The sequence below is a fragment of the Mycolicibacter kumamotonensis genome, from assembly GCF_002086285.1.
GTDB lineage: Bacteria > Actinomycetota > Actinomycetes > Mycobacteriales > Mycobacteriaceae > Mycobacterium > Mycobacterium kumamotonense.
In genome coordinates, this window is sequence record NZ_MVHU01000047.1 from 1 (window position 1) to 26261 (window position 26261).

27 protein-coding genes and 1 pseudogene are annotated in these 26261 nt (G+C 67.8%); 17 read left to right on the forward strand and 11 right to left on the reverse strand.

Features of this window, described 5'->3' with window-relative positions; all coding sequences use genetic code 11:
* Window positions 1-73 precede the first annotated feature (73 nt).
* The gene (locus BST28_RS20815; RefSeq protein ID WP_083082802.1) at window positions 74-1447 is read right to left on the reverse strand and encodes an amidase; all 1374 of its coding nucleotides are present in this window, start codon (window positions 1445-1447) and stop codon (window positions 74-76) included.
* Window positions 1448-1461: 14 nt separating this feature from the next.
* Window positions 1462-2442 carry a D-2-hydroxyacid dehydrogenase gene (locus tag BST28_RS20820; protein ID WP_083082804.1) on the reverse strand — a complete coding sequence of 327 codons (981 nt, stop codon included), beginning with the start codon at window positions 2440-2442 and terminating at the stop codon, window positions 1462-1464.
* An 81-nt stretch (window positions 2443-2523) separates the two neighbouring features.
* Between BST28_RS20820 and BST28_RS20825 the strand changes: the two genes are divergently transcribed.
* From BST28_RS20825 to BST28_RS20835, 3 genes are read left to right on the forward strand one after another with little or no spacing between them, the layout of a single operon-like run.
* Window positions 2524-3291 carry a maleate cis-trans isomerase family protein gene (locus BST28_RS20825; protein WP_019738856.1) on the forward strand — a complete coding sequence of 256 codons (768 nt, stop codon included), beginning with the start codon at window positions 2524-2526 and terminating at the stop codon, window positions 3289-3291.
* Entirely contained in the window at window positions 3288-4010 is a 723-nt protein-coding gene (locus BST28_RS20830; protein WP_083082806.1) for a maleate cis-trans isomerase family protein, read from the forward strand. Before BST28_RS20825 ends, BST28_RS20830 begins: the two co-directional genes overlap by 4 nt.
* Window positions 4007-4723: a GntR family transcriptional regulator gene (locus BST28_RS20835; protein WP_052312183.1), complete on the forward strand. Its 717-nt coding sequence runs from the start codon at window positions 4007-4009 to the stop codon at window positions 4721-4723. Before BST28_RS20830 ends, BST28_RS20835 begins: the two co-directional genes overlap by 4 nt.
* Before the next feature lie 32 nt (window positions 4724-4755).
* On the opposite strand, the gene BST28_RS20840 is transcribed toward BST28_RS20835, so the two are convergent.
* The gene (locus BST28_RS20840; protein ID WP_083082808.1) at window positions 4756-5562 is read right to left on the reverse strand and encodes an IclR family transcriptional regulator; all 807 of its coding nucleotides are present in this window, start codon (window positions 5560-5562) and stop codon (window positions 4756-4758) included.
* A gap of 223 nt (window positions 5563-5785) precedes the next feature.
* On the opposite strand from BST28_RS20840, the gene BST28_RS20845 reads away from it, so the two are divergent.
* Genes BST28_RS20845 through BST28_RS20895 form a run of 11 tightly spaced genes read left to right on the forward strand, consistent with a single transcriptional unit; the run spans window position 5786 to window position 14610 of the window.
* Window positions 5786-7225, forward strand: coding sequence for an aromatic ring-hydroxylating dioxygenase subunit alpha (locus BST28_RS20845; RefSeq protein ID WP_083082810.1), 1440 nt, complete (start codon window positions 5786-5788; stop codon window positions 7223-7225).
* Window positions 7222-7848: a 3-phenylpropionate/cinnamic acid dioxygenase subunit beta gene (locus BST28_RS20850; RefSeq protein WP_234808361.1), complete on the forward strand. Its 627-nt coding sequence runs from the start codon at window positions 7222-7224 to the stop codon at window positions 7846-7848. Before BST28_RS20845 ends, BST28_RS20850 begins: the two co-directional genes overlap by 4 nt.
* Complete coding sequence (locus BST28_RS20855) at window positions 7845-8105, forward strand: dihydrodiol dehydrogenase (protein ID WP_083082812.1); 261 nt, start codon at window positions 7845-7847, stop codon at window positions 8103-8105. The genes BST28_RS20850 and BST28_RS20855 overlap by 4 nt, the downstream gene beginning before the upstream one ends.
* Complete coding sequence (gene hcaB / locus BST28_RS20860) at window positions 8102-8917, forward strand: 3-(cis-5,6-dihydroxycyclohexa-1,3-dien-1-yl)propanoate dehydrogenase (protein ID WP_083082814.1); 816 nt, start codon at window positions 8102-8104, stop codon at window positions 8915-8917. Before BST28_RS20855 ends, hcaB begins: the two co-directional genes overlap by 4 nt.
* 8 nt (window positions 8918-8925) lie before the next feature.
* Entirely contained in the window at window positions 8926-9648 is a 723-nt protein-coding gene (phtC, locus tag BST28_RS20865) for a 3,4-dihydroxyphthalate decarboxylase (RefSeq protein ID WP_083082849.1), read from the forward strand.
* Window positions 9645-10391, forward strand: coding sequence for a protocatechuate 3,4-dioxygenase subunit beta (pcaH, locus tag BST28_RS20870; protein ID WP_083082847.1), 747 nt, complete (start codon window positions 9645-9647; stop codon window positions 10389-10391). Before phtC ends, pcaH begins: the two co-directional genes overlap by 4 nt.
* The gene (gene pcaG, locus BST28_RS20875) at window positions 10388-10939 is read left to right on the forward strand and encodes a protocatechuate 3,4-dioxygenase subunit alpha (RefSeq protein ID WP_083082816.1); all 552 of its coding nucleotides are present in this window, start codon (window positions 10388-10390) and stop codon (window positions 10937-10939) included. The genes pcaH and pcaG overlap by 4 nt, the downstream gene beginning before the upstream one ends.
* The gene (gene pcaB, locus BST28_RS20880; RefSeq protein ID WP_083082819.1) at window positions 10936-12135 is read left to right on the forward strand and encodes a 3-carboxy-cis,cis-muconate cycloisomerase; all 1200 of its coding nucleotides are present in this window, start codon (window positions 10936-10938) and stop codon (window positions 12133-12135) included. The genes pcaG and pcaB overlap by 4 nt, the downstream gene beginning before the upstream one ends.
* Window positions 12132-13289 carry a bifunctional 3-oxoadipate enol-lactonase/4-carboxymuconolactone decarboxylase PcaDC gene (gene pcaDC / locus BST28_RS20885; RefSeq protein ID WP_083082821.1) on the forward strand — a complete coding sequence of 386 codons (1158 nt, stop codon included), beginning with the start codon at window positions 12132-12134 and terminating at the stop codon, window positions 13287-13289. Before pcaB ends, pcaDC begins: the two co-directional genes overlap by 4 nt.
* On the forward strand, window positions 13286-13954 hold the full coding sequence (locus BST28_RS20890) for a 3-oxoacid CoA-transferase subunit A (protein ID WP_083082824.1): 669 nt from the start codon (window positions 13286-13288) through the stop codon (window positions 13952-13954). The genes pcaDC and BST28_RS20890 overlap by 4 nt, the downstream gene beginning before the upstream one ends.
* The gene (locus tag BST28_RS20895; RefSeq protein ID WP_083082826.1) at window positions 13951-14610 is read left to right on the forward strand and encodes a 3-oxoacid CoA-transferase subunit B; all 660 of its coding nucleotides are present in this window, start codon (window positions 13951-13953) and stop codon (window positions 14608-14610) included. Before BST28_RS20890 ends, BST28_RS20895 begins: the two co-directional genes overlap by 4 nt.
* A 23-nt stretch (window positions 14611-14633) precedes the next feature.
* On the opposite strand, the gene BST28_RS20900 is transcribed toward BST28_RS20895, so the two are convergent.
* Both BST28_RS20900 and serA read right to left on the reverse strand, forming a co-directional pair.
* Entirely contained in the window at window positions 14634-15650 is a 1017-nt protein-coding gene (locus BST28_RS20900; protein WP_083082828.1) for a 3-isopropylmalate dehydrogenase, read from the reverse strand.
* Entirely contained in the window at window positions 15647-17233 is a 1587-nt protein-coding gene (gene serA / locus BST28_RS20905) for a phosphoglycerate dehydrogenase (protein ID WP_083082851.1), read from the reverse strand. The genes BST28_RS20900 and serA overlap by 4 nt, the downstream gene beginning before the upstream one ends.
* 453 nt (window positions 17234-17686) lie before the next feature.
* Here serA and BST28_RS20910 point away from each other — a divergent pair, with 453 nt between their 5' ends.
* A complete protein-coding gene (locus tag BST28_RS20910; protein WP_083082831.1) occupies window positions 17687-19306 on the forward strand; it encodes a hypothetical protein in 1620 nt (539 codons plus the stop codon).
* A 73-nt stretch (window positions 19307-19379) separates the two neighbouring features.
* Here BST28_RS20910 and ilvC read toward each other — a convergent pair whose 3' ends face one another.
* From ilvC to BST28_RS20935, 5 genes are all read right to left on the reverse strand, one after another.
* Window positions 19380-20393 (reverse strand): ketol-acid reductoisomerase, encoded by a 1014-nt coding sequence (ilvC, locus tag BST28_RS20915; protein WP_083082833.1) that lies wholly within the window; start codon window positions 20391-20393, stop codon window positions 19380-19382.
* A gap of 50 nt (window positions 20394-20443) precedes the next feature.
* Window positions 20444-20956 (reverse strand): acetolactate synthase small subunit, encoded by a 513-nt coding sequence (ilvN, locus tag BST28_RS20920; RefSeq protein ID WP_019735848.1) that lies wholly within the window; start codon window positions 20954-20956, stop codon window positions 20444-20446.
* On the reverse strand, window positions 20956-22821 hold the full coding sequence (locus BST28_RS20925) for an acetolactate synthase large subunit (protein WP_083082836.1): 1866 nt from the start codon (window positions 22819-22821) through the stop codon (window positions 20956-20958). Before BST28_RS20925 ends, ilvN begins: the two co-directional genes overlap by 1 nt.
* Window positions 22822-23027: 206 nt before the next feature.
* Window positions 23028-23903: a metal-dependent hydrolase gene (locus tag BST28_RS20930; protein WP_083082838.1), complete on the reverse strand. Its 876-nt coding sequence runs from the start codon at window positions 23901-23903 to the stop codon at window positions 23028-23030.
* A complete protein-coding gene (locus tag BST28_RS20935) occupies window positions 23900-24532 on the reverse strand; it encodes a TetR/AcrR family transcriptional regulator (protein WP_083082840.1) in 633 nt (210 codons plus the stop codon). The genes BST28_RS20930 and BST28_RS20935 overlap by 4 nt, the downstream gene beginning before the upstream one ends.
* Window positions 24533-24702: 170 nt before the next feature.
* Here BST28_RS20935 and BST28_RS20940 point away from each other — a divergent pair, with 170 nt between their 5' ends.
* On the forward strand, window positions 24703-25041 hold the full coding sequence (locus BST28_RS20940; RefSeq protein WP_083082854.1) for a PH domain-containing protein: 339 nt from the start codon (window positions 24703-24705) through the stop codon (window positions 25039-25041).
* 23 nt (window positions 25042-25064) lie between these two features.
* Here BST28_RS20940 and BST28_RS20945 read toward each other — a convergent pair whose 3' ends face one another.
* Window positions 25065-25874: a DoxX family protein gene (locus BST28_RS20945; protein ID WP_083082842.1), complete on the reverse strand. Its 810-nt coding sequence runs from the start codon at window positions 25872-25874 to the stop codon at window positions 25065-25067.
* Between the two features lie 142 nt (window positions 25875-26016).
* Between BST28_RS20945 and BST28_RS25315 the strand changes: the two are divergent.
* A pseudogene (locus BST28_RS25315) lies at window positions 26017-26199 on the forward strand (PQQ-dependent sugar dehydrogenase); the annotation flags it as partial.
* Window positions 26200-26261 lie beyond the last annotated feature (62 nt).

Genomic DNA, 26261 nt, shown 5'->3' on the forward strand with positions numbered 1-26261 from the left:
ACCCTGCACTCACCAAGGGTCCCAGGCACCGCCAACCACAAGGCGAAGCCACGCGGGATTATTCAGCAGAGTCCTAGAAGCCCAGCACCCGCTCGGCGAACAGGCCGGCCGCCAGCACCAGATCGTCGCTGTGCCGCGGGCCGATGATCTGCAGGCCGATCGGCAGGCCCTCGGCGGTCTTGCCTATCGGGATACTCAGCGCCGGCTGTTGAGTCATGTTGAACGGGTAGGTGAACGGCGTCCATTGGGCCCACCAGCGCATGCCGGAATCGACCGGCACGTCGTGTCCGGCGGTGAAGGCCGGGATCGGGGTGGTCGGCGTGATCAGCAGGTTGTAGCGCTCATGGAACCGCCCCATGACCAACCCCAGATCGACGCTGGCCTGACGGGCGGCCAGATAGTCGACCGCCGACACCGCCAGGCCCCGTTCCCACATGTCAGCGAGGCCCGGATCGACCAGCCCGCGGTCCTTCTCGTGGCCGCGCAGGCTGCCCGCGGCCCCGGTCGCCCACAGCACCTCGAACGCATCGATCGGATCGGCGAAGCCGGGATCGGCGACCGAGACGTTCAGGCCGGCCTCGGCCAGCGCCTGCACCGCCGCGGCGACCGCGGCCTCGATCTGCGGGTCGACCTCGACATAGCCCAGTGTCGGCGAGTAGGCGACGTCCAGGCCGACCACGTCGCGCCGGACCTCACCGCGATAGGTGGTCAGCGTCGGCGGCAACGACGTCGGGTCACGATGATCAGGCAACGCGATGATGTCCATCAGAAGGGCGGCATCTTCGACGGTCCGGGTGATCGGCCCGGCGTGCGCCAATGGCCCGAAGGGGCTGATCGGATACATCGGCACCCGCCCGTGAGTGGGCTTGAAACCGACCACGCCGCAGAAGCTCGCCGGGATGCGGATGCTCCCCCCGCCATCGGTGCCGATCGCCAACGGCGCCATCCCGGCGGCGACCGCGGCGGCACTGCCGCCCGACGACCCGCCCGCGGTGCGGGTGGTGTTTACCGGGTTTCGGGTGACACCGGTGCGCGGGCTGTCGGTGACTCCCTTCCACGCGAGTTCCGGGGTGGTGGTCTTACCCAGCAGCACCATCCCGTCGTCACGCATCTTGCCGACCGCGGGACTGTCGTCGGGCCACGGCCCAGCGGCGTCGGCGAGCAGCGATCCGCGCAGGGTGGGCCAGCCGGCGGTGCGGAACACGTCTTTGACCGCCACCGGCACCCCGTCGAGTAGGCCCTTGGTGTAGTTGCCGCTCCAGCGGGCCTCGGACTTGCGGGCCGCGGACAGCGCGGCCTCCTCGTCGACCAGACAGAACGCATTGACCTCGTCATCGCGTTCAGCGATCGCCGAGATCGCGGCCGCGGTCACTTCAACCGGCGACAGTTCACCGGAGGTATAGGCGGCGACCAGTTGCAGCGCCGTCAGTTCGGTGGGATGAGTCATGTGCGCGCGCCTCCTCAACCGGTTCCGCCGGGCTTGGTCGTCGACGGCGCGTATCCGCGGTGCTTGTCGACGACGTTGTGCAGCGGCCGGCCCGACACAAACCTGCGGAAGTTCGCAATGAACTGCTGCTGCAACGCGATTCGCCAACCTGTGATGTCGCCACTGTTGTGCGGGGTCAGCCGCACGCCCGGAGCGCTCCACAGCGGGTGGTTCGCCGGCAGCGGCTCGGGATCGACGACATCGAGAGCCGCGCCGGCGATGGCGCCAGCGTGCAGGGCCGCCACCAGCGCCTCGGTGTCGACCAACTCACCACGACCGACGTTGATCAGCCGCGCGGCCGGGCGCATCGCCTCAAGCACGCCGGCGTCGATCATGCCCCGGGTCCGCGGGGTCAGCGGCGCCGCCAGCACCACATAATCGGCGTCGGTGACCGCGGCGCGCACGTCGGTGGTGATGGCCCCGAAGTCGGGATCCTCGCGCGGTGAGCGACCGACGCCGCGCACCGTCATGCCGACCGCACGCAGCAACCGCGCGATGGCCCGCCCGACCGGGCCGGGGCCGACGATGGTGACCGACGCACCGGCGATCGGCTCGGTGTCGAAGTGGTGCCATCGCTGCGCGCGTTGGGCGTCGGCGGATCGCTGGAAGTCTTTGGCGAAGGCCAGGATCTGGCCCAGCACATATTCGGCGATCGGGTTTTCGAAGATGCCGCGGGAATTGGTGACGACGACGTCGCTGTCGATCAGCTCGTCGAACAGCACCGCGTCCACCCCGATGGCGGCAACCTGTACCCAGCGCAGCGCGTCGGCGGCCGGCCATACCGATTCCAGTGCGGACGAGGAGAAGTCGTACACGAAGAGCACGTCGGTGCCGGCGATCGCTTCAGCCAGCCGCGAGGACGGAACCATGCGCAGCTCTGCGTCTGCGCTGATCGATTCGAGTTGGGCGGGAACCGACTCGCCGTGCTGGACGGTCACCACCGGCCGCGCGTCCACATTGACACCGTAAAAACAGATCGTATGATTGTCAACAATCCAGGGCTGGCCTGGGGGTGGAACGTCAGTATGGGGAAACCCATGGATCTGTCCCTGTTTCCGGATTTGCCGGACTTCGACGGGCCGGTCGATCAGCGCGATGTCGGCATCATCGCGCCCTTCGATCTGGCGATCGAGCGTGAGCTGTGGCGCTGGATCCCCGCCGAGGTGGCGCTGCACCTGGCGCGCACCCACTACGAACCGGTCCCGGTGAGCCGGGCGATGGCCGAACTGGTCTCCGACACCAAGCATTTGCAGGCCGCTACCCGAGACGTCCTGCACGTCGAGCCGGAGGTGGTGGCCTACCTGTGCGCATCGGGCAGCTTCATCCACGGCGTCGACTACGAGAAAACACTGGTAACGGCCATCGAAGCCGCGGGCGCCAAGTCCGCGGTCACCACCTCGGGGGCATTGGCCGAGGCGATCATCGCGCTGGAGATCTCCCGGGTCTGCGTGCTGACGCCCTACGACCAGGAGCTCACCGATCTGCTGCGGGTGTTCTTGAATCAGCTCGGGGTGGACGTGCTGCACTCGGATCATCTGGGTCTGGGCGGCGGCATCTGGAAGGTCAACTACCGCACCGTGGCCGAACGCATCCTGGCCGCCGACCGCCCCGACGCCGAGGCGATCTTCGTCAGCTGCACCAACTTACGTACCTACGACATCATCGCGCCGCTGGAGGAGATGCTCGGCAAGCCGATCCTGACGGCCAACCAACTGACGATGTGGGCGTGCCTGGGCCGGATGAACCTCCCGATGATGGGTCCCGGCCGGTGGCTTCGCGACGTCTTCACCGGAGCCCAGCCATGAGCGGCGCCGCGGGTTGCGTGGGGTTCATCTACCCCGATCACGCAGCCGAATCCGACTACCCCCGGGCCGCCCGGCTGCTGGGGGTGGACCTGCCCGTCGCGCACGTCTACGGCACCGACCTGCACGCGGTACCGGAGTTGATGGATCTCGGCAGCCCGGCCAAGCTCGCCGGGGGCGTGGCGCTGCTGGCGCCGCGCCGGCCGGCCGCCGTGGTCTGGGCCTGCACGTCGGGCAGCTTCGTGTTCGGTCCCGAGGGCGCCGCGCGCCAGGTCGACCGGCTGGCCGCCGAAGCCGGTGTGCCCGCCTCGAGCACGTCGTTCGCCTTCGTCCACGCCCTGGCCGCGCTCGGCTGCCGCCGTGTCGCGGTCGCCGCCAGCTATCCGCACGACATCGCCGAACTGTTCGCGGACTTCATCGGCGCCCATGGCATCGACGTGACGGCGACGGGCGATGCCGGCATCCCCACCGCCGCAGAGGTCGGCCGCCTCACCCCGGCCCAGATCCGGGACCTCGCGCTGCGAAACGACACGCCGCACGCCGACGCGCTGTTGATCCCGGACACCGCCATGCACACCATCGCGCAGGTCGACGGGCTCGAGCAACTACTCGGCAAGCCGGTGCTGACCGCCAACGCGGTGACGGTATGGGAGGGTTTGCGCATCGCCGGGATAGGCCGGCGGACGACGGGGCTCGGGGCATTGTTCGAGGACAACCGATGACACTTTCGAGAGACGCCGGATTCGAGCCGTTGAGCAGACCCTCAACACCGGAGCTGATCGCCGAGCGGCTCCGCGAGGCGATCACCCGCGGCCGGCTGGCGCCCGGGCAGCAGCTGGGCGAGGCAAGCCTGGCCGCGCAGTTCGAGGTGTCGCGCGGGCCGCTGCGCGAGGCGATGCAGCGCCTGGTGGCTGAGGGCCTGCTGCGCAGTGCCCGCAACCGTGGCATCTTCGTCGTCGAACTCACCGACGACGACGTCCGCGATATCTACCAGGCCCGCAAGACCATTGAGCGAGCCGCGGTGACCGAAATACTGCGCGACGACCCGCGGCAGGCGGCTGCCCTGCTGCGCGCCCCGGTGGAGGCCATGCGTGCCGCCGCGGCTCGGCACGACAGCACCGCGGTGGCCGACGCCGATCAGGAGTTCCACGAGGTGCTGGTCGATTGCGCGGGAAGTCCGCGGCTGCACCGGGCGATGCGGACCCTGCTGTCGGAAACCCGGATTCTGCTCGGCGAACTTGAGGAGGCCTACCCCGATCTGCGCGAGCAGGTCACCGAACATGTGGTGCTGCGCAAGGCGATCGGCGCCGGCGACGAGACCGTCGCGGTGCGGCTGATCGAGGAACACATGGACGATGCGGTCCATCGCCTGTTGGCACGCAGAACGCGCCCGGCGTCCACCGGCGACGGCCTGCCGGGTTCAACGGGACGTTGACCGGAACCGGGCCGGCGGCGGATTCGAGATCGCTACCCGATCTGGTCACCGATTTCTTTGGCGGCCTCGATAAGCACGGCTGCCACCGCCCGGTATTGCGACGCACTCAACCGGTGAACCGGCGCTGCCGCGTTCAGCGCCAGCAGCACACCGGGGGCCCGCGTCGGGATGGGCACCGCGACCGAGGCGACGCCTTCCTCACTGCCCTCCCGGTTCGCCGCGAAGCCCTGTTGCCGTATGCGGCCGAGCTCACGGTGCAGCTCGGTCCTGGTGCCGATCGAATGTGCCGTGACCCGGGCGAGTTGTTCGTCGGGGTACAGACGGGCAACGTCGGCGTCGGGCAGCCGTGCCAGCAGCGCCTTGCCGGTCGAGGTGCAATGTGCGGGCAGCGTACGCCCGAGCCGGGAGGCGACCCGAACGGCGGTCGGCCCCTCGGCGGCCGCGATGAAGCGCACGTTGGCGCCCTCGAGCATTCCGATATGAACCGATTCCTTGAGGCGTGCGCTGAGGCGCAGCAGCACCTGTCGTGCCGCGCCCTCGATATCGATGCGGTTGAACACCGAAAACGCGACGCTCATCAGCGCGGGTCCGGGGTGATACGCCTTGGACACCGGATCCTGACGCACAAAGCCCCGATAGTGCAGCATCGCCAACAGCCGATGCGCCGTCGAGGACGCGACGCCCAAGTACTTCGCCGCGTCGGTCAGACGGATCTGCGGCTGCTCGCCCAAGAGCAGGATGAGCTTCAGCGCCCTGTCCACCGACCCGATCGGATACTGCGGTACGGCCCAGTCCGGGGCCGCGTCACCCGTCACCTCGTCAGGCGCCTTGCTCTGCATACCAGAGATGCTACCCACTACGACCGGAACCTGGCCGCTCTGAGCAGCAGAACCCTATCAGGAACATTCCGCCTTATTTCCGCTGGTCATTTGACTGCAGATCGTCTGGGCACCGCGCCATCGTTGACCTTCAAACGGTCCGCCTGGCAGAGTTTCGTCCGAACAAACCAGGGCATTCTCTGCAGAACAGATAATGTAGGCCCCGGAGACTGGAGCCGAATCGATGAGTGATCACACCCAAGTCCTCGACGAGGTCCGGCGCGGCATGATCCCGGCGCACATCTACAACGACGCCGACGTCTTCGACCTCGAGCGGGAGAGGCTGTTCCGGCGGGCCTGGATGTTCGTAGCGCACGAATCGGAGATCCCCCACGACGGTGACTACGTGGTGCGGCGCCTGCTCAACGACTCCTTCATCATCGCGCGGGACTCCAAGGGCGACGTGCGGGCCATGTTCAACATGTGCCTGCACCGAGGAATGCAGGTATGTCGTGCCGAGATGGGCAACGCCTCCAACTTCCGCTGCCCGTACCACGGCTGGTCATATCGCAACGACGGGCGAATCATCGGGCTGCCCTTCCACCAGGAGGCCTACGGCGGCGAGGCGGGCTTCCCGAGGCGCGGCCAGACGCTGTTGCCGGCGCCGAACCTCGCCAGCTACAACGGGATGATCTTCATCAGCCTGGACGCGCAAGCGCCTCCGCTCGAGGAGTTTCTCGGCGATTTCAGGTTCTACCTCGACTTCTACACCAGGCAGAGCCGAAGCGGCCTGGAGGTCCGCGGCCCGCAACGGTGGCGTATCAAGGCCAATTGGAAGATCGGCGTCGAGAACTTTGCCGGCGACATGTATCACACGCCGCACACCCACGCCTCGGTCGTCGATATCGGGCTGTTCCGTGAACCCAAGGCGCAGAAGCGCAAAGACGGCGCGACGTACTGGGCGACGTGCGGCGGAGGCACGACCTACAAACTGCCGCCGGGCACCTTTGAGGAACGAATGCGCTACGTCGGCTACCCCGACGAGATGATCGATCGCATCAAGAAGGTGTGGTCTCCCGAGCACCAGCGCGTAGTCGGCGACGACGGCTTCATGATCTCGGCGGCCTCCTGTTTTCCCAACATGAGCCTGGTGCACAACTGGCCGAAGATCCAAGACAGCGAAGAGGTGTTGCCGTTCATATCGATTCGCACCTGGCAACCGATCAGCGAGAACGAGACCGAGGTGTACTCCTGGTTCGCGGTCGACGCGGCGGCTCCCGAACAGTTCAAGAAGGACTCCTACAAGGCCTACTTGATGTGCTTCGGCTCCACGGGCATGTTCGAGCAGGACGACGTGGAAAACTGGGTGTCGCTGACCAATACCGCTGGCGGAACCATGGCCCGGCAACTACTGCTCAACAGCAGGATGGGCCTGCTCTCCGACGACACTCCGGTGGTAGACGCCTTGCCGCCCGGGCAATTCCACGGACCGGGCACCGCCCGAGTCGGCTACAACGAGAACAATCAACGCGCCATACTTCGGATGTGGGCCGATCACCTGGAGATGCCGCCGGTCACCACGACCAGGGCGGCGATGGACACGCGGCCCAACGGAATCGCCCCTCTTGTGCAGACCAACGGCACTTCGGCATGCGAGGCCGCCTACCAGGAGGCTCAGGCGTGACCGCGGCCGAGCAGAGCCGACGGGCGGGTTTTCCCCGGCCCCACGATGCCGGCGGCCCCTGGGAGCTGGCGGTTCTGGGTGATCACGCGCCCAGGCACGTGCGGACCGGCAATCCCCTGCCCTTCAACGACGTCCGACATCTGCAGGCACACCAGTTCCTGGTCGATGAGGCCTACCTGCTCGACGCACAGCACTACACCGAATGGCTCGACACCCTCACCGAGGACATCCACTACTTCATGCCCGTTCGGGTGACCACGGCCTCAGGCGCCGGATTCGACACGTCACCCGGGATGGCTCACTTCGATGAGAACAAGTACTCCCTGAGCCGGCGCGTCGCGCGCTTTCAGACCGAACACGCGTGGACCGAAGACCCACCGTCCCGGCTGCGCCATCACATCACCAACGTCCGGACCTTCGCCTGCGTCGACGACGCACACCTGATCGTCGAGTCGGCCGAATTGCTCTTCCGCAGCCGCGGCGACGTCAACGAGGCCGCCCTGATCTCCTGCGGCCGTGAAGATCTGTTACGCCTGACCGGCCAACGATGGAAGCTGGCGCGCCGCACCATTCATCTCGATGAGTCGGTTCTTCGGATGCAGAATCTGGCGGTCTTCCTGTGAGCGAACTCGACGACCTCATCGCCCGATCGGTGGGCGAAACCATCACCATCGCCAACGAATTCACCGAAGTCACCGTGCGCCGAGTTGACACCCGCAACGGTTCGCGGCTGCTTGTCACATCACCGAAGTCCGGCCAGTGGATCAGCCTGGACGCCTTGGAGATTGAAGCCTTGACGTGGCAGAACGCCTACACGCTGGCGGCAATGGTCGGCAATCTGCATCAACCGCTGCTCTCCGACGAGAGCGAACTGCCATGACGCGATGGCTCGACGGCAAACGGGCGCTGGTCATCGGCGCCGGCTCGGGCATCGGCCGGGCGGTCGTCGACGCCTTTCTGCAGGAGGGAGCGCAGGTCGCGGTCTTGGAACGTGACCCGGCGAAATGCTCTGCCCTCAAGCGTGAATTGCCAGAGCTTCCGGTGACCCAGGGCGACGCGACGACCGCCGAAGCGAACGAGCACGCCGTCGCAGCGGCCGAGCAGGCTTTCGGCGGCCTGGACACGTTGGTCAACTGCGTCGGGATCTTCGACTTCTACAAGGGAATCACCGACATCTCCGCCGAACAGCTGGCGCCGGCCTTCGACGAGATGTTCAGGACCAACGTATTGAGCCATCTGCAGTCGGTAAAAGCCGCCGTGCCGGCCCTACGCGCCCAGCAGGGTTCCTCGATCGTCCTCACCGAGTCGGCATCGTCGTTCTACCCGGGCCGCGGCGGCGTGCTCTACGTCGCGTCGAAGTTCGCGGTTCGCGGTCTGGTCACCACACTCGCCTATGAACTCGCCCCCCACATCCGCGTCAACGGCGTCGCACCGGGTGGAACCCTCAACACCGATCTACGCGGCCTGCACAACCTGTCACTGGACGACGTCCGCCTGGACGACACCCCCAACCGTGCTCGCGATCTTGCGGCACGCACCCCACTGAATGTGGCGCTCACCCCACAGGACCACGCCTGGAGCTACGTCTTCTTGGCATCGGACCGCTCCCGCGGTATCACCGCCGCCAGTACGCATCCCGACGGCGGATTCGGAATGGGTGCGACACGAACCTTCCCGCAACCGGGAGACTGAAGGTGAATATGGGTGAGCTGGCACCATTGCGGGCGGAGGTCGCCCAGGCATGCCGAGTCGCTGCGGTTCGCGGTTTGGTCGACGGCACTCTCGGACACATCAGCGCCCGGGTCGACGACGAGCACCTTCTGATCAGGTGCCGCAGCGACTCCGACACCGGTGTGGCGTTCACTCGTCCCGATGACATCCGGCTCATCCGCTTCGACGGATCCCCGGGCAGCACGGGGGAATTGGACGGATACCAGGTCCCCAACGAGTTGCCGATTCACGTCGAGACACTGCTGGCGCATCCCGAACACCGGGCCGTGGCCCACCTGCATCCGGCAGCCGTGGTGGCAGCCGATCTGGCCGGCATCAGGATTGAACCCATCTACGGCGCCTTCGACATCCCCGGCGCACGGCTGGCGCGCGGTGGTGTTCCGGTGTATCCGAGGGCGGTGCTGATCCGCACCGCGGAACTCGGAAAGGAGATGGTCGCCGCCATGGCGGGCAGACCGGTGGTGATCTGTCGCGGTCACGGGATCACCAGTGCCGCAGCGACGGTGCCCCAGGCCGTCCTGCAGGCGATCAGCCTCGACCAATTGGCTTGCATGTCACTACGGATCCGCTCCGCCGGCGGCACGTGCAGACCGATCGACGAATCCGATTGGACAGACTTGCCCAACCTCGGTCCCGCCTTCACCGCAGAGGCCGCCTGGCGCCATGAACTGGCCCGGTTGGAGTGGCGATGACCGGCCAGGCGGAGATCAGCGCAGAGATCACGGCGATCCAGACCGAGTGCTCCCGCGGCGGCATCGAGCACAGCCAGCCGATGCTGGACTTTCCGCCCTACCGCAGCAGCGTGCTTCGCCATCCCCAAAGTGCCCTACACCTCGCCGACCCCGAGGCCCTCGAGCTACAGGCTCCGTGCTTCGGTGAGGGCGACGTCACTGCACTCGACGCCGATCTGACGGCCCAGCACACAGGCTCGCCGATCGGCGAGCGCACCGTGGTGACCGGACGGGTCCTCGACGGTGAGGGCCGACCCGTACGCCGGCAACTCGTCGAGATCTGGCAGGCCAACGCCAGCGGGCGCTACATCCACCAAGGCGATCAGCATCCCGCGCCGCTGGACCCCAACTTCACCGGCGCTGGGCGCTGCCTCACCGACGACGACGGGTGCTACCGGTTCACGACGATCAAACCCGGACCCTACCCATGGCGCAACCACCACAACGCGTGGCGCCCCGCGCACATCCACTTTTCGGTGTTCGGCACTGATTTCACGCAACGGCTGATCACTCAGATGTACTTCCCCGGCGACCCACTGTGCGCCCTAGACCCGATCTATCAGTCGATCCCCGACCCGAAGGCCCGCGAACGGCTCGTCGCGGTCTACGACCACGACATCACCAGCCACGAATGGGCCACCGGCCACCGGTGGGACATCGTGCTCACCGGAGCCGCCGCAACACCATTCGAGGAACCGCGATGACCAGGCCGGCGGCCACGCCCGGGCAGACGATCGGCCCCTTCTTCGGCTACGCGTTGCCGTTCGATCGCGGCGACGAACTCGTGCCCCCCGGCTCGCCCGGCGCCATCCGCCTGCACGGCACCGTCACCGACGGCGGCGGGCAGCCCGTTCCCGATGCGCTCCTGGAGATCTGGCAGGCCGACGCGGACGGCACCGTACCGACGATCCCCACCGCATTGCGCCGCGATCGTCGGTCCTTCACCGGCTGGGGACGCGCGCCCACGGACACCGAGGGCCGCTACAGCTTCACGACGGTCAAACCCGGGGTGCCCCAAAACTCGACGCCATTCGTTGCCGTCACGGTATTCGCGCGTGGTCTGCTGAACCGATTGTTCACCCGGGCCTACCTGCCCGGCGATCTGCTTCACGCCGACCGCCTGCTCAGTTCGGTTCCTGCCGATCGCCGCCATACGCTCATCGCGGTGCCCGACGAGCATGGCTTTCGCTTCGACATCAGGCTGCAGGGCGCCGACGAGACGATATTCCTGCGCTACCGGGGGCGAGCGTGACCGACCTGTTGTGGCCCGGCGATCACCGGGCGGGACACACCTTCAGCGACGCGGCGTATCTGGCCGCCATGGTGCGGGTCGAAACCGCTTGGCTCAGTGTGCTTGTCGCGGCCGGCATCGCCCCTGATTCGGCGCGCGCAGACCTGACCGCGGCGGTCTCGGAAGCGGACCTCGAGGCGGTGGCCGTTGCGGCCGAGGCAACAGGCAACCCGGTCATCGGGGTGCTCGACTTGCTGCGCGGCCGCACCGGCGGTGAACCGGCGCGCTGGCTGCACCGCGGTCTGACCAGCCAAGACGTCATCGACACCGCACTGATGCTCTGCCTGCGCGACGCGCTGGAGCGGGTCCGCGACGAACTCACCTCGCAGGTACGCACAATGGCCGCGCTGACCGAAACCTACCGCGACAGCCCGATGCTGGCCCGCACGTTGACCCAGCCCGCTGCACCCACGACCCTCGGCATGAAGTTCGCAAACTGGCTTGCCGGCCTCTTAGACGGCGCCGACACGCTCGCCACGCTGCCGGCGCTGCCGGTACAGGCCGGCGGCGCCGCGGGAACCCTGGCCGCTGCCACTGAATTGACCGGCTCGCCCGCCGAGGCCCTCACCTTGTCCGGTCGACTGGCCACCGCGCTTGGTCTGGCCGACCGCCCGCCATGGCACACCAGCCGATCGGTGGTGACCCGTGCCGGCGACACCTTGGTGACATGTTGCGACGCCTGGGCCCACATCGCCAATGACGTGGCCGCGAGCAGCAGGCCCGAGATCGGCGAACTGGCCGAGTGCCGTGGCGGCGGGTCATCGACGATGCCACACAAGAGAAATCCGGTGCTGTCCATCCTGATCCGCCGCACCGCCTTGGTGGCCCCGTCGCTGGCCGCCACCTTGCACGTCGCGTCGGCCCACAGTATCGATGAGCGCTCCGACGGCGGCTGGCACGCCGAATGGGCGGCCCTGCGAACCTTGTCCCGCTACACCGTATCGGCGGCGGGGCAGACAACCGAACTGCTCGCCGGTCTGGTCGTCGACACCGAGCGCGCCGCGGCGAACCTGGCCACCGCCGGCGGCCTGTTCGAGGAGCAGCGCATGATGGCTGAGCTGACCGGGCGCGACGCTCGCCGGGACTACACCGGTGTCGTGGGCCCGCTCATCGATGCGGTGCTGCGGCGCGCGCACCGGCTGCTGGACGCGACATGAGCGTGCCGCGGCTGGTCGGCACCGACTTCGGCGGACCGCCGGACGCCGACCTGCTCGTCCTGGGGCCATCCCTCGGCACCTCGGCAATCGGCCTGTGGGGCTTGGCCGCCGAACAACTCACCGAGCAACTGCGCGTGGTCGCGTGGGACCTGCCCGGCCACGGCCGCAGTCCGGCAGCCATGTTCCGGATTCCGGACCTGGCGGCCGGCGTGCTGGCCTTGGTCGACGAACTGCTGCCGGGGGCGGCGTTGCACTACGCCGGTGTCTCCCTCGGCGGCGCGGTCGGTTTGCAGTTGCTACTCGACGCCCCCGATCGGTTGTCGAGCGCCGTGCTGGTGTGCACCGGCGCCACCATCGGTCGGGCCGCCGATTGGGCCTCCCGCGCCTCCACCGTGCGCACATCGGGCACCGGCGCGGTCATCGAGGCGTCCGTGCAGCGCTGGTTCGCCCCCGGTTTCGCCGCCCGTCGGCCGAACCGGGTCGCCGCGTTGGTGGATACGTTGCGCGCCACCGACGACGAATCGTATGCCCAGGCATGCCTGGCACTGTCCGATTTCGATGTCACCGCGCGACTCGGTGAGATCACCGCGCCCGTGTTGGCCATTGCCGGCTCCCACGATGTCGCCACTCCCCCGGAATCGCTGCGCCGTATCGCTTCCGGAGTCGCACAAGGCCGCCTGGTGATACTCGACGACGTCGGCCACCTCGCGCCCCTCGAAGCGCCCCAGGCGACCGCCAACCTCATTTTCGACCATCTGATGGTGCGAGACCCGGTCCACGCCGTGGGCATGGCGGTGCGCCGGCACGTTCTCGGCGACGCCCACGTCGACCGTGCGATCGCGGGCACCACCGCGTTCACCGCCGACTTTCAAGACCTGATCACGCGCTACGCCTGGGGCAGCATCTGGACCCGCGACGGCCTCGACCGGCGCAGCCGCTCGATCATCACGCTGACCGCCCTCGTGGCTCGGGGCCACCACGAGGAATTGGCCCTGCATCTGCGCGCGGCGCGGCGCAACGGCCTGTCCACCGACGAGATCAAAGAGGTGCTGTTGCAGACCGCCATCTATTGCGGTGTACCCGATGCCAATACCGCGTTCCGCATCGCCGCGCAGGTGCTCGCCGACCACGACGGTTCAGAGGGCGACCGGTGAGCCGCGCCGTGGTCTGCGACGCCGCCGCCGAAGCGGTATCCGGAGTGGCCGACGGCGCAACGGTGTTGGTCGGCGGATTCGGCTTAGCGGGCCTGCCCACCGTGCTGATCGACGCGCTGATCGCCCAGGGGGCTCGCGATCTGACCATCGTCAGCAACAATGCGGGCACTGCTGAGACCGGCCTGGCGGCACTGCTGGCCGCCGGCCGGGTCCGCAAAGTGGTCTGTTCGTTTCCGCGCCAATCCGATTCGTATGTATTCGACGGCCTGTACCGCGCCGGAAAGGTCGCGCTGGAACTGGTGCCTCAGGGCAACCTCGCCGAACGCATCCGCGCTGCCGGTGCGGGTATCGGGGCGTTCTACTGCCCCACCGGAGTGGGCACGCTGCTCACCGAGGGCAAGGAGATCCGGACCATCGACGGCCGCGACTACGCGCTGGAGTACCCGATTCACGGGGATGTCGCGCTGATCCGCGCCCATGTCGGGGACCGCGCGGGAAACCTGGTGTACCGCAGGACCGCCCGCAATTTCGGTCCGGTGATGGCCACCGCTGCCACGCTGACGATCGCTGAGGTCAGCCGCGTCGTCGACATCGGGCAATTGGATCCCGAAGCGATTGTCACGCCCGGGATTTACGTGAATCGGATTCTGGAGACCAGGACGTGAGGCCCGATCCCGTTGAGCACCTTGGTCGCGGTCCCCTGACCCGCAACGAACTCGCGGCCGTGATCGCCCGCGACATCCCCGCGGGCTCCTACGTCAATCTCGGCATCGGGCAGCCCACGCTGGTGGCTGATCACCTGTCACCCGAGGACGCGGTGATACTGCACACCGAGAACGGCATGCTCGGCATGGGGCCCGCGGCAGACGGTGACGACATCGATCCCGATCTCACCAATGCCGGCAAGATTCCGGTTACCGAGATGCCGGGGGCCTCCTACTTTCATCACGCCGATTCGTTTGCCATAATGCGCGGGGGCCACCTCGATGTGTGCGTGCTCGGAGCACTGCAGGTCAGTCAGTACGGCGATCTGGCCAACTGGCACACCGGAGAACCGGGCGCTATCCCCGCTGTCGGAGGCGCGATGGACTTGGCGATCGGAGCCAAATCGGTGTTCGTGATGATGGACCTGTTCAAGGACGGTGCGGCCAAACTGGTTCGGCGATGCACCTACCCGCTGACCGGTCTGCGCTGCGTCAGCAGGGTCTACACCGACCACGCGGTCATCGACATCGACACCGCTGCGGCAACGATCCGGATCCGGGAAACCTTCGGCACCACCGTCGCTGACCTCGCGGCCAGACTGCCCGTCGATTTCTGATCGTCGGCGCGATCACGGGCTGCTCAGAGCAGGCTCAAAATCCGATCGCCGGTGGCGGCGGTCGACAGCTTCTGCCCGCCCCGGCTGGCCAGGTGCTGCTCCACGGCCGAATCGACCCGGGCGGCGGCGTCGTGCTCGCCGATGTGGTTCAGCAGCATCGCCACCGACATCACCGCGGCCGTCGGGTCGGCGATGCCCTGCCCGGCGATGTCGGGGGCGCTGCCGTGCACCGGCTCGAACATCGACGGGTTGGTTCTGGTGGCGTCGATGTTGCCGCTGGCCGCCAGTCCGATCCCGCCGCACACGGCGCCGGCCAGGTCGGTGATGATGTCGCCGAACAGGTTGTCGCTGACGATCACGTCAAAGCGGCCGGGGTCGTTGACCAGGTAGATGGTGGCGGCGTCGACGTGGGTGTAGGCGGTCTCGACGTCGGAGTAGTCCTTGCCGATCTCGGCGACCGTGCGCGTCCACAGCGAGCCGGCGTAGGTCAGCACATTGTTCTTGTGCACCAGGGTCAGATGCTTGCGGCGCTGCCGGGCCTTCTCGAAGGCGAAACGCACCACCCGGGCCACGCCGTAGGCGGTATTGACGCTGACCTCGGTGGCCACCTCGTGTTCGGTGCCGACGCGCAGCGCCCCGCCGTTCCCGGTGTAGGGCCCCTCGGTGCCTTCGCGCACCACCACGAAGTCGATCTCCGGCGGATCGGCCAGCGGGCTCGCGACCCCCGGGTAGAGCCGGCTGGGACGCAGGTTCACGTGGTGGTCCAGCGCGAAGCGGGCGTGCAGCAACAGGCCGCGCTCGAGCACACCGGAGGGAACCGAGGGGTCGCCGATCGCACCGAGCAGGATCACGTCGTGGCCGCGGAGCTCGTCGAGCACCGAGTCCGGCAGCACCTCGCCGGTGGCGTGATAACGCTTGGCGCCCAGGTCGTAGGTGGTCTTCTCGGTGCCGGGCAGCACCGCATCGAGCACCTTGACCGCCTCGGTGATGACTTCCGGGCCGATACCGTCGCCGGGGATGACCGCAAGTTTGACGCTCATGCCAGGTCGACCTCCTCGATCTTGTTGGCGCCGACGGCCGCGCTGATCGCCGCCTGCACATCAGCGGGCACCTGGCGGTCCACCCGCAGCAGGATCGTCGCCGCGGGGCCTTCGGCGTCCTCGGAGAGCTGTGCGGCGTGAATGTTGATGCCGGCAGAACCCAGCAGGGTGCCGATCTTGCCCAGCGCGCCGGGCTGGTCGGTGTAGTTGATGATCAGGTTGACGCCCTCGGCCCGCAGGTCGAAGTGCCGGCCGTTGATCTGGACGATCTTCTCCACCAGATGCGGGCCGGACAGGGTGCCGGCCACGGTGACGACCGACCCGTCGGCGGTCACCGCCCGAAGTTCGACGACGCTGCGGTGGTTGGGACTTTCGGTGGCGGTGCCGATCTCGGCGTCCACTCCGCGTTCGGCGGCCAGCGCCGGCGCGTTGACGAACGTCACCGGATCCTCGATGACGGCCGAGAAGAGTCCGCGCAGTGCCGAAAGGCGCAACACCCCAACGTCTTCGGATGCCAGCTCGCCGCGCACCAGGACCGACAGCGACACCGGCAGGCCGTCGGAGAGCGCACCGGCAAGCAGCCCGAGCTTGCGCACCAGGTCCAGCCAGGGCGCGACTTCTTCGCTGACCGCGCCGCCGCCGACGTTGACCGCATCAGGCACGAATTCCCCGGCCAGCGCCAGCTTCACACTCTTGGCGACGTCGGTGCCGGCCCGGTCCTGAGCCTCGGCGGTGGAGGCGCCCAGGTGAGGTGTCACCACCACCTGCGGCAGGTCGAACAGCGGGGAGTCGGTGCACGGCTCGGTGGCGAACACGTCCAGGCCCGCGGCCCGCACGTGGCCGCTGGTGATCGCCTCGGCCAGGGCGGCCTCGTCGATCAGCCCGCCGCGCGCGGCGTTGACGATGATCACGCCCGGCTTGGTCTTGGCCAGCGCCTCCTTGCCGATCAGGCCCGCGGTCTCCGGGGTCTTGGGCAGGTGCACCGAGATGAAGTCGGCGCGGGCCAGCAACTCGTCCAGGGGCAGCAGCTCGATGCCCAACTGCGCGGCAAGCGCGGCCGACACGTACGGGTCGTAGGCGATGATGTGGGCGCCGAACGCGGCCAGGCGCTGGGCGACCAGCTGGCCGATCCGGCCCAGCCCGACCACGCCGACGGTGTGGTCGAAGATCTCGGTGCCGGAGAACGACGAACGCTTCCACTCCCGGGCGTGCAGGGAGGCGTCGGCGGCCGGGATCTGCCGGGCCGCGGCGAGCAGCAGCGCGATCGCGTGCTCGGCCGCGCTGTGGATGTTCGAGGTCGGGGCGTTGACCACCAGCACCCCGCGCGCGGTGGCGGCGTCGACGTCGACGTTGTCCAGGCCGACCCCGGCGCGGGCCACGATCTTGAGCTTGGTGCCGGCCGCAAGGACCTCGGCGTCGACGGTGGTGGCCGAACGCACCAACAGGGCGTCCGCGTCCGGTACCGCCGCCAGCAGCTTCTCCCGGTCCGGGCCGTCGACCCAGCGCACCTCTACCTGGTCACCCAGGGCGGCGACGGTGGATTGGGCGAGTTTGTCAGCGATCAAAACCACGGGCAGAGTCACCCGGCCAGCGTAGTGGGCGGTCGCAAGCGCGACGAAGTCGGGCGCAGCGGGCCGGCCACCATCAAACACCGGCGGTCGCAAGCGCGACGAAGTCGGGCGCAGCGGGCCGGCCACCATCAAACACCGGCGGCCGCAAGCGCGACGAAGTCGGGCGCAGCGGGCCGTCCACCATCAAACACCGGCGGCCGCAAGCGCGACGAAGTCGGGCGCAGCGGGCCGTCCACCATCAAACACCGGCGGCGACGGGCCGGGCCCAGCCGGGCGCAAAGACCTTAGGTTTCTGATTCAACGGTCGCGTAACTTTCTCAGGTCTATTGTAAGTTACTGATCGGTATGTTACGTTCGCCGCTGGCTTTGTCCCGAAAATGTTCGCCACTGGCAGATGAACCAGAAGGGGAGTTCCGAATGCAACGACGCTTTCTTTACGCGGCAGGAGTCGCTGGTGGAGGCCTGTTGGCCAGCGTTTTTCTGACGACTGCCCTCGCCGTCGCGGACACCGGCACGGGCGGCACAGTCACCGACAACGCCTTCAGCATCGGCGACTTCACCTTCGACCCGGGCGAAGACGGATACACATCGATCGCACCATTGTCTCAGCTTTCTCCGCTGTTGGGCATCGGCGGCGCGTCGATCAGCAAGGCGCTGACCTCAGCCGGGCTCGCCCGGCAGGACTTCGATGTCTACGGCAACAACGGCGAGCAGCTGGGAACCGTCGAAACCAACGTCAATGTCCAGAACCTGTTGGGCATCGAATCCGTCCAGCTGCGGGTCATCGACGCCGACGGCGGCGCCGGAGCCGACGGCCTGCCGGCGGTCGGGACGGTTTACAGCATCACCGACCTCGGTGGCGGCTTCCAGAACGTCTACATCGCTACCCCCGGCGTCGACGGCGGCGAGGCCACCATCACCGACGTGCTGGTGACGCCGCTGGGCAACATGAACCTGGATTGGCTCTTCGCCGGCTATGACGCCACCCACGGGCTCAACCCCGGCGATGCCTTCGCGGGCCTGGGTGCCGGCACCGGCGAGTTCAGCGAGAACGCCTTCACCGTCGACGGCGTGACCTTCGACCCCGGCGCAGCCGGGTTCGCCGACGCCAACGAGCTCTTCGGGATCGCGCCGTTGATGAACCTCGGCGGCGGGATGGCCGTGCTCGGCAGCATCCAGCTGCCGCTGTACACCCAGCAGCTCGACGTCTACGACGGCGGCGAGTTGCTCGGGGCGGTGAAGACCAACGTGAACACCCTCGACCTTCTGGGTATCAACGCCACGCAGTTCACCGTTGGAGCGTCGTTCGGCAACCCCGTCATCCCCGCTCCCGGTGTCGACCCCAGTGAACTGCCGGCTGCCGGGACGGTGTATTCCGTCGTCAACTTCGGTGGTGGCATCCAAAACATCTACGCCGCGGTGCCCGGCGCCGACGGCGGGGCGGCCACCATCACCGACACCTTGGTGACTCCGTGGGGCAACACCGACCTGAGCTCGATGTTCGCCGGGTTCGACGCCACCAAGCCTCTGGACCCGGGCGCGGCGCTGACCGGCCTCGACGGCGGCGCCGGCAACCTCGGCGAAAACGCCTTCACCATCGGCAACCTCACCTTCACCCCGGGCGACGACGGCTTCACCGGCATCAACCCGTTGTTCGGTGTGGCCCCGCTGCTGGCGATCGGCGGCGGCGAGCTTTCCGGCGTTACGTTGGCGCCCCAGGACCTCGCGGTGTACGACGCCGACGGCAGCCTGCTCGGGTCGGTCGACACCGCGGTGAACGTCTCGAACTTGTTCGGCATGATCGAAACCACCCAGTTCACCGTCACCGGCGGCGAGTTCGAAGAAGGCGTGACCGCCGGCCTGCCCGCGGACGGCACGGTCTACTCCGTGACCGACCTGTTCGGCTGGACGAACATCTACCAGGCCGTCCCCGGTCTCGACGGCAGCGCGGCGAGCATCTCCGACGTCCTGGTGACTCCGTTCGGAAACATGGACCTGAGTTGGATGTTCAGCGGCTTTGACGCCACCGCGGACTTCAACCCGGGCGACATCCTCGCCGGCCTCGACTTCGGCGATCTCGGCTAAAACGACGGGCTACGCGAAGACCCCACCTGACCAAGCTGTCAGGTGGGGTCTTCGTTGTCGGTGGTAGCGACGGCTAAGCCGTCTCGGTGATGGGCCGGTCCACCCAGCTCATCAGGTCGCGCAGCTTCTTGCCGGTGACCTCGATCGGGTGCTCGGCGTTGGCCTTGCGCAGCCCCTCGAGTTCCTTGTTGCCGCCCTCGACGTTGGCGACCAGGCGCTTGACGAAGGTGCCGTCCTGGATGTCGGAGAGGATGTCGCGCATCCGCTGCTTGGTGTCGGCGTCGATCACCCGCGGGCCGGACAGGTAGCCGCCGAACTCCGCGGTGTCCGACACCGAGTAGTTCATCCGGGCGATGCCGCCCTCATACATCAGGTCGACGATCAGCTTGAGCTCGTGCAGCACCTCGAAGTAGGCCATTTCCGGGGCGTAGCCTGCCTCGACCATCACCTCGAAGCCGGCCTTGACCAGTTCCTCGGTGCCGCCGCACAACACGGCCTGCTCACCGAACAGGTCGGTCTCGGTCTCCTCCTTGAAGGTGGTCTTGATGACGCCGGCCCGGGTGCCGCCGATGCCCTTGGCGTAGGACAGCGCCAGCGCCTCCCCCTCACCGCGCGGGTCCTGGGCGACCGCGATCAGCGCGGGCACACCCTTGCCGTCGACGAACTGCCGGCGCACCAGGTGCCCGGGCCCCTTGGGCGCGACCATGCCGATGGTGATGTCGGCGGCCGGCTTGATCAGACCGAAGTGGATGTTGAGGCCGTGACCGAAGAACAGCGCGTTGCCCGCTTCCAGGTTGGGCTCGATGTCATTTTTGAAGATCTCGGCCTGCGCGGTGTCGGGCGCGAGCAGCATGATCACGTCGGCCCACTTGGCGACCTCGGCGGGCGTGTCGACCTCCAGACCCTGCTCGGTGACCTTGGCCCGCGACTTGGAGCCTTCCTTGAGGCCGACCTTCACCTGCACGCCGGAATCGCGCAGGCTCAGCGAGTGTGCGTGCCCCTGACTGCCGTAGCCGATCACCCCGACCTTGCGGCCCTGGATGATCGACAGGTCGGCGTCGTCGTCGTAGAACATCTCAACTGCCACTTTGTGTCACTTCTTTCTGTTCGTTCTTCGATGAAGTATGTGCGGAGGAATTATTTGGCGGTGCCGATGCCGCGCGGACCGCGCGACAACGATACGAGACCCGATTGGACGATCTCGCGGATGCCATAGGGCTCCAGCACCCGCAGCAGCGCCTCGAACTTGGCGGGGGTGCCGGTGGCCTCGATGATCAGCGACTCCGGTGAGACGTCGATCACCCTGGCGCGGAACAGGTTCACCGCCTCGACGATCTGGCCGCGGGTACCGGCGTCGGCGCGGACCTTGATCAGCGCGATCTCGCGGGAGACCGAGTTGTCGTCCTCCTGCTCGACGATCTTGATCACGTTGATCAGCTTGTTGAGTTGCTTGGTGATCTGCTCCAGGGGGGTGTCCTCCACCGAGACCACGATCGTCATCCGCGACATGTTCTTGGTCTCGGTGGCACCGACGGCCAGCGACTCGATGTTGAAGCCGCGCCGGGAGAACAGTGCCGCCACGCGGGCCAGCACACCGGGCTTGTCTTCGACCAGCACCGACAGCGTGTGGGTCTTCCAACTGGCGGTCATCAGGCGTGCCCCTCATTGTTGTCGTCGTCGAACAGCGGCCGGATGCCGCGGGCGGCCTGGATCTCGTCGTTGCTGGTGCCGGCGGCCACCATCGGCCACACCTGTGCGTCGGCGCCGACGATGAAGTCGATCACCACCGGGCGATCGGTGATCGCGCGCGCCTGGTTGATCACGTCTTCGACGTCTTCTTCACGCTCGCAACGTAATCCGACGCAGCCGAGCGCCTCCGCCAGCATGACGAAGTCGGGGATGCGGTGCGAGTGGGTAGCCAGGTCGGTCTGCGAATAACGCTCCCCGTAGAACAGGGTCTGCCACTGGCGCACCATGCCCAGATTGCCGTTGTTGATCAGCGCCACCTTGATCGGCGCCCCTTCGATGGCGCAGGTGGCCAGTTCCTGGTTGGTCATCTGGAAACAACCGTCGCCGTCGATCGCCCACACCTCGGCATCCGGGCGGCCCATCTTGGCGCCCATCGCCGCCGGGATGGCGAATCCCATGGTGCCCAGGCCCCCGGAGTTCAGCCAGGTGCGCGGCTTCTCGTAATGGATGAACTGCGCGGCCCACATCTGGTGCTGGCCGACGCCGGCGACGTAGACGGCATCCGGCCCGGCGATCCGGCCCAGGGTTTCGATCACATACTCCGGGGACAGACTGCCGTCGCTCTGCGGGCCGTAGCTCAACGGGTAGGTCGAGCGCACGTCGTCGAGATAGGTCCACCAGTCGGCCAGGTCCAGGTTGAGTTTGTCTTGGCGCAGCGCGGCGATCAGCTCGGTGATGACGGCCTTGACGTCGCCGACGATCGGCACATCGGCGTGCCGGTTCTTGCCGATCTCGGCGGGGTCGATGTCGGCGTGGATGACCTTGGCGTCCGGGGCGAACGAATCCAGCTGGCCGGTGACCCGGTCATCGAAGCGGGCGCCCAGGGTGATCAGCAGATCCGAGCGCTGCAGGCCGGCGACCGCCGCGACGGTGCCGTGCATGCCTGGCATGCCCAGATGCTGCCGGTGGCCGTCGGGGAAGGCGCCGCGCGCCATCAGTGTGGTGACGACCGGGATACCGGTCAGCTCGGCCAGAGCGGCCAGTTCCTCGCAGGCTTCGCCGCGGATCACTCCGCCGCCGGCATACAGCACCGGCCGGCGCGCGGCGGCGATCAGCTTGGCGGCCTCGCGGATCTGCCGGTTGTGCGGCTTGACGGTCGGCTTGTATCCGGGCAGGTCCAGCTTCGGCGGCCAGGCAAAGGTGCACTGTCCCTGCAGAATGTCCTTGGGGATATCAACCAGGACTGCTCCGGGACGTCCGCTTGCCGCGATGTGGAACGCCTCGGCGATCACCCGGGGGATGTCGTCGCCGTTGCGAACCAGGAAGTTGTGCTTGGTGATCGGCATCGTGATGCCGGAGATGTCGGCCTCTTGGAAGGCGTCGGTACCGATCAGGGAGCGGCCGACCTGCCCGGTGATGGCGACCACCGGGATGGAGTCCATCTGCGCGTCCGCCAGCGGGGTGACCAGGTTGGTGGCACCGGGACCCGAGGTGGCCATGCACACCCCCACCCGCCCGGTGGCGTGCGCGTATCCGCTGGCGGCGTGGCCGGCGCCCTGCTCGTGACGGACCAGCACGTGACGCAGCTTCTTCGAATCGAACAGCGGGTCGTAGACCGGCAGCACCGCACCGCCCGGGATGCCGAAGATGACGTCGACGTCGAGTTCCTCCAGCGACCGGATGACCGACTGGGCGCCGGTCAGCTGTTCGGGGGCGACGCGCTTGGCCGCGGTTTTGGCTTTGTCGGCCGAGGGGGTCCCGTTGGCCGGCTGCGGCGCGTCGGTTGCGGCCGACCGCTGCGGCGGTCGCGTGGTGGGTGCGCTCACGATTTCCTCTTCAATTCCTCTGGTGATCTGGACCGGTGGCAACAAAAAACCCCCGCCAGCTCAGCTGCTGCACGAGGGTTGCGCGTTGGTGGTTGGAAGCTCAGGCAACAACCAACGCGCAGGGGGCTACTACGAGCATGCCGTTGTCCATAGCGGTTGACGGTAGTCGCTGGACCGACCGGGCGTCAAATGGCCGGTCGGGACACTCAGTGCAGGTGGTCGACGAGCGTCCCGTGTTCGCCGAACAGAGCCGCCGTCCACTGCTCCAACAGCGCGGTGTTGTCGTGATCGTCGGGGTGGAAGCCGTACCTGTTGTAATCGCCGAGCCGGCGGAACACGGCCCGGGTCAGAAACGGTGAATGCCGTAGTGCGGCAAAGCTGCGCACCACCCGCACCGGGTTGAGTGCAGCCCGGTCGCCGAACATCGAGATGATCGAGTTCAGCGTGACTGCGAGGGGAAAGCTGAATCGGATGACCCGCATGGTCCGGATGCGCCGGACCTCGTCACCACCGACCGCACGGTAGACGTCGAAGGCCACCGAGCGGTGCTCGGATTCCTCGATCGCGTGCCACAGCAGCATCGAGCGGACCTCCGTCGTGCCGAGCAGGGCTTGGGCCCGTTCGTCGCTGAGCAGCGTCTCGGCGAAGACCGCGGTGAAATGTTCGAGTGCGGCGGTGATGGCCAGGCAGGTCAGCGGTGAGAACCGCCGCTCGGCCGCCTTGAGGCGACGGTGCACGAGCCGGTCGATCCGGCGGGCCGGGTAGCCCATCTGCTGCAGGCGCTCATTGAGGGCGCGGTGTTCGCGCCCGTGCGAGACCTCTTGGCCGACAAACCCTTTGACTCGCTCCTTCAGTTCCGGATCGGTGATCTGGTCGGCGTAGTGGCGCACCGAACGCACGAAGAAGTCCTCGCCCTCGGGGAACACGGCCGACAGGTGCGCGATGAGGTGGCTCATCACCAGGTCGCCGGCGACGAAGTGGCGGTCCAGCGCCGCCACCGGGTAGTTGAACCGGATGCGCCGCGGATGGAGCGCGGGGTGCGCGGCGTGGTGGCCGTTGTCCGCGTTCTCACTGGCAGTCATTGCGTCCCCTCTGATTGTTGGTCTGTCACCAGCGGTCTGGCCACGGTCTTGAAGGCGTCGAGGATGTCGTGGGCGGCGAAGGGTTCGTAGCCGGCGATCGATCGCGACATCGCCAGGCCGTTCATCAACGCGAAGGCCATCTGCAGGGCGATGCGCGACGGCGGCGAGGCGGAACCAGCAGGGGCCAGTAGTTGGGTGTATACCCGCTCGCAGGCCTCGGCGAACTGGCGATCGGTTTCGATGACCGCCGGCGCCAGCTCCGCGTCGGTGCGCGCCGCCACCCACAGTTCGTGCGTTGCGTTGAAGGTCGGGCCGGAGAACATCGACCACAGCAGGTCAAAGGCCTCGTCCAGCTTGTCGGCGGAGGGGTCCAGCCCCGCCATCAGGACCTCGAACTCCTCGATGCGGCGGTTCAGCGCGAACTCGATGGCGGCGGTCAACAGCCCGATCTTCGTCGGGAAATGACCTTGCAGCGCCCCCACCGACACCCCGGCGCGACGGGCCACCTCGGTGGTGGTGGTGCCCTTGAAGCCGACCTCGACCAGTGCGTCCAGCGTCGCGTCCAGCAACGCGCGGCGCGTCTCGGCGGTGCGCTCCGCCTGGGTCCGGCGAGGCCTGGTCGGCGACATGGACCCCATGATGCGCGACTTAAAATAAGTAGTCAATATTTTTTGTGACTGCGTCGGGCGGCCCGGCGGACGGCGCCCGCCGATCCGCGCCACCGGCACAGCGGTGACATCATGCGAGGGTGGCCTCGCACTCCCCCGATCCCGCGCCGCTGGTGATCCGACTCTCGCCGATGGCCCACTTCGCCGTCGGCTTCCTGGCCCTGGGGCTGCTGATTCCGGTGCTGACCTGGCCGCTCACGGCGCCGCTGCTGGTGGTGCCGGTGCTGCTCTCGGCGCTGATCGCCCGCTGGCGGACCGTTGCCGACGCGCGGCAGGTCACGGTGCGGACCCTGCTCGGCAGCCGCTCGGTGGATTGGGACGAGATCGCGGGCCTGGGATTCAGTCGGGGCGCCTGGGCGCGGGCGCACCTGCATGACGGTGAACGCCTGCGCCTGCCGGCGGTCAGCTTCGCCACCCTGCCGCTGCTCACCGAGGCCAGCGGGGGCCGGGTGCCCAACCCGTACCGCTGATCACGCGGTCCCGGGCGGCCTGCTCAGCCGAGCGGGTTGGCTCCGTTGAGGAACACCCACATCGCCACTCCGCCCGCGATCCCGAGCAGCAACGCCACGATCGACCCGATGAACGGGCGCCGGGCCCAGCCCCGGTCACCGTCGAGCCCGTAGCGGCCGGGTCCGACCAGTACGATCGCCGCCGCGACCACGATGAGCATGAGATGGAATTCGTGGCCGTCCGGGAGGAAGAAGTCGAAGCGGCCCTGGCTCTGCGACGAGACCCCGGCGAGCACGCCGTTGATCAGGTACGCCAGTGCGCCGGCAGCGGCCAGCGGGGTGAACAGTCCGAGCACCAGCAACAGGCCGGCGGCTATCTGCCCGCCGCCGGCGGCGTAGGTCAAGATGTCGGCGTGCTGGTAGCCGGCGTCGGCGATCGAGCTCCTGAATCCGGTCAGGCCTTGGCCGCCCCACCAGCCGAACAACTGACGCAGCCCGTGCGCCACCAGCAACACGCCTAACCCCACCCGCAGGATCAGCAGGCCCAGATCCTGGGTACCGCGCCGGTCGACCACCCGGAACGGGTCGTCGGCGTCAGCGCCGACCGGGCCGGCCGCGCGCCCGGCGCCGGCCTGCGGCTCGACATACGGCAGCGGGTTGTAATCGCCGCCGAGGGAACGGGAGCCGGTCGGGTCATACGGCGGGATAGCGGCAGTCTCGAAATCACCGGTATAGGTCGGCGATGGCATGTCGTCCTCCGGATCTACCAGACGTGCCGACTTGGGACGTCCTTTGTCTTCGTCGGCAGCTCCACCCGGCCGACGCCAGTGTGAGCCCTCGCCTTGACTCTTCACCCTGCAAGGGTAAGGGCAACCCCGGCGGGATTGGGGATTTGAACGGCTTCGTTAGCGAATCGATTCCGGCCCGGTGACGCCGCGCTATAGCGGGCATCGTGGCGAAACCGGACCCGGTGTCCGTAACCTGACGGGCATGCGGATGCGCGGGGCAATTCACCGGGTGCCTGTCGTGCTGTGCGCGGCGTGGATGGTTCTGACCGGTTGCGCGCACTTCAACGACGCTCAGTCACAGCCCTTCACCACCGTGCCGCGGCGCGGGATGGTGCCCACTACGACACCCCCGCCGCCCCCGCCGCTGCCGCCCGCTTCCCCCGGCCCGCGGGGGGCCCGGTTTGCGCGGGTGCCCCGGGCGGGCGTCTCGCTGGTTCCTGCCGTGCCCACGCC

Coding starts and splice junctions, on each gene's coding strand:
- BST28_RS20815 (WP_083082802.1), bottom strand. CDS start 1,447: ATGACTCATCCCACCGAACTGACGGCGCTGCAACTGGTCGCCGCCTAT.
- BST28_RS20825 (WP_019738856.1), top strand. CDS start 2,524: ATGGATCTGTCCCTGTTTCCGGATTTGCCGGACTTCGACGGGCCGGTC.
- BST28_RS20830 (WP_083082806.1), top strand. CDS start 3,288: ATGAGCGGCGCCGCGGGTTGCGTGGGGTTCATCTACCCCGATCACGCA.
- BST28_RS20835 (WP_052312183.1), top strand. CDS start 4,007: ATGACACTTTCGAGAGACGCCGGATTCGAGCCGTTGAGCAGACCCTCA.
- BST28_RS20840 (WP_083082808.1), bottom strand. CDS start 5,562: ATGCAGAGCAAGGCGCCTGACGAGGTGACGGGTGACGCGGCCCCGGAC.
- BST28_RS20845 (WP_083082810.1), top strand. CDS start 5,786: ATGAGTGATCACACCCAAGTCCTCGACGAGGTCCGGCGCGGCATGATC.
- hcaB (WP_083082814.1), top strand. CDS start 8,102: ATGACGCGATGGCTCGACGGCAAACGGGCGCTGGTCATCGGCGCCGGC.
- phtC (WP_083082849.1), top strand. CDS start 8,926: ATGGGTGAGCTGGCACCATTGCGGGCGGAGGTCGCCCAGGCATGCCGA.
- pcaH (WP_083082847.1), top strand. CDS start 9,645: ATGACCGGCCAGGCGGAGATCAGCGCAGAGATCACGGCGATCCAGACC.
- pcaG (WP_083082816.1), top strand. CDS start 10,388: ATGACCAGGCCGGCGGCCACGCCCGGGCAGACGATCGGCCCCTTCTTC.
- pcaDC (WP_083082821.1), top strand. CDS start 12,132: ATGAGCGTGCCGCGGCTGGTCGGCACCGACTTCGGCGGACCGCCGGAC.
- BST28_RS20900 (WP_083082828.1), bottom strand. CDS start 15,650: ATGAGCGTCAAACTTGCGGTCATCCCCGGCGACGGTATCGGCCCGGAA.
- ilvN (WP_019735848.1), bottom strand. CDS start 20,956: ATGACCGCCAGTTGGAAGACCCACACGCTGTCGGTGCTGGTCGAAGAC.
- BST28_RS20930 (WP_083082838.1), bottom strand. CDS start 23,903: ATGACTGCCAGTGAGAACGCGGACAACGGCCACCACGCCGCGCACCCC.
- BST28_RS20935 (WP_083082840.1), bottom strand. CDS start 24,532: ATGTCGCCGACCAGGCCTCGCCGGACCCAGGCGGAGCGCACCGCCGAG.
- BST28_RS20940 (WP_083082854.1), top strand. CDS start 24,703: ATGGCCCACTTCGCCGTCGGCTTCCTGGCCCTGGGGCTGCTGATTCCG.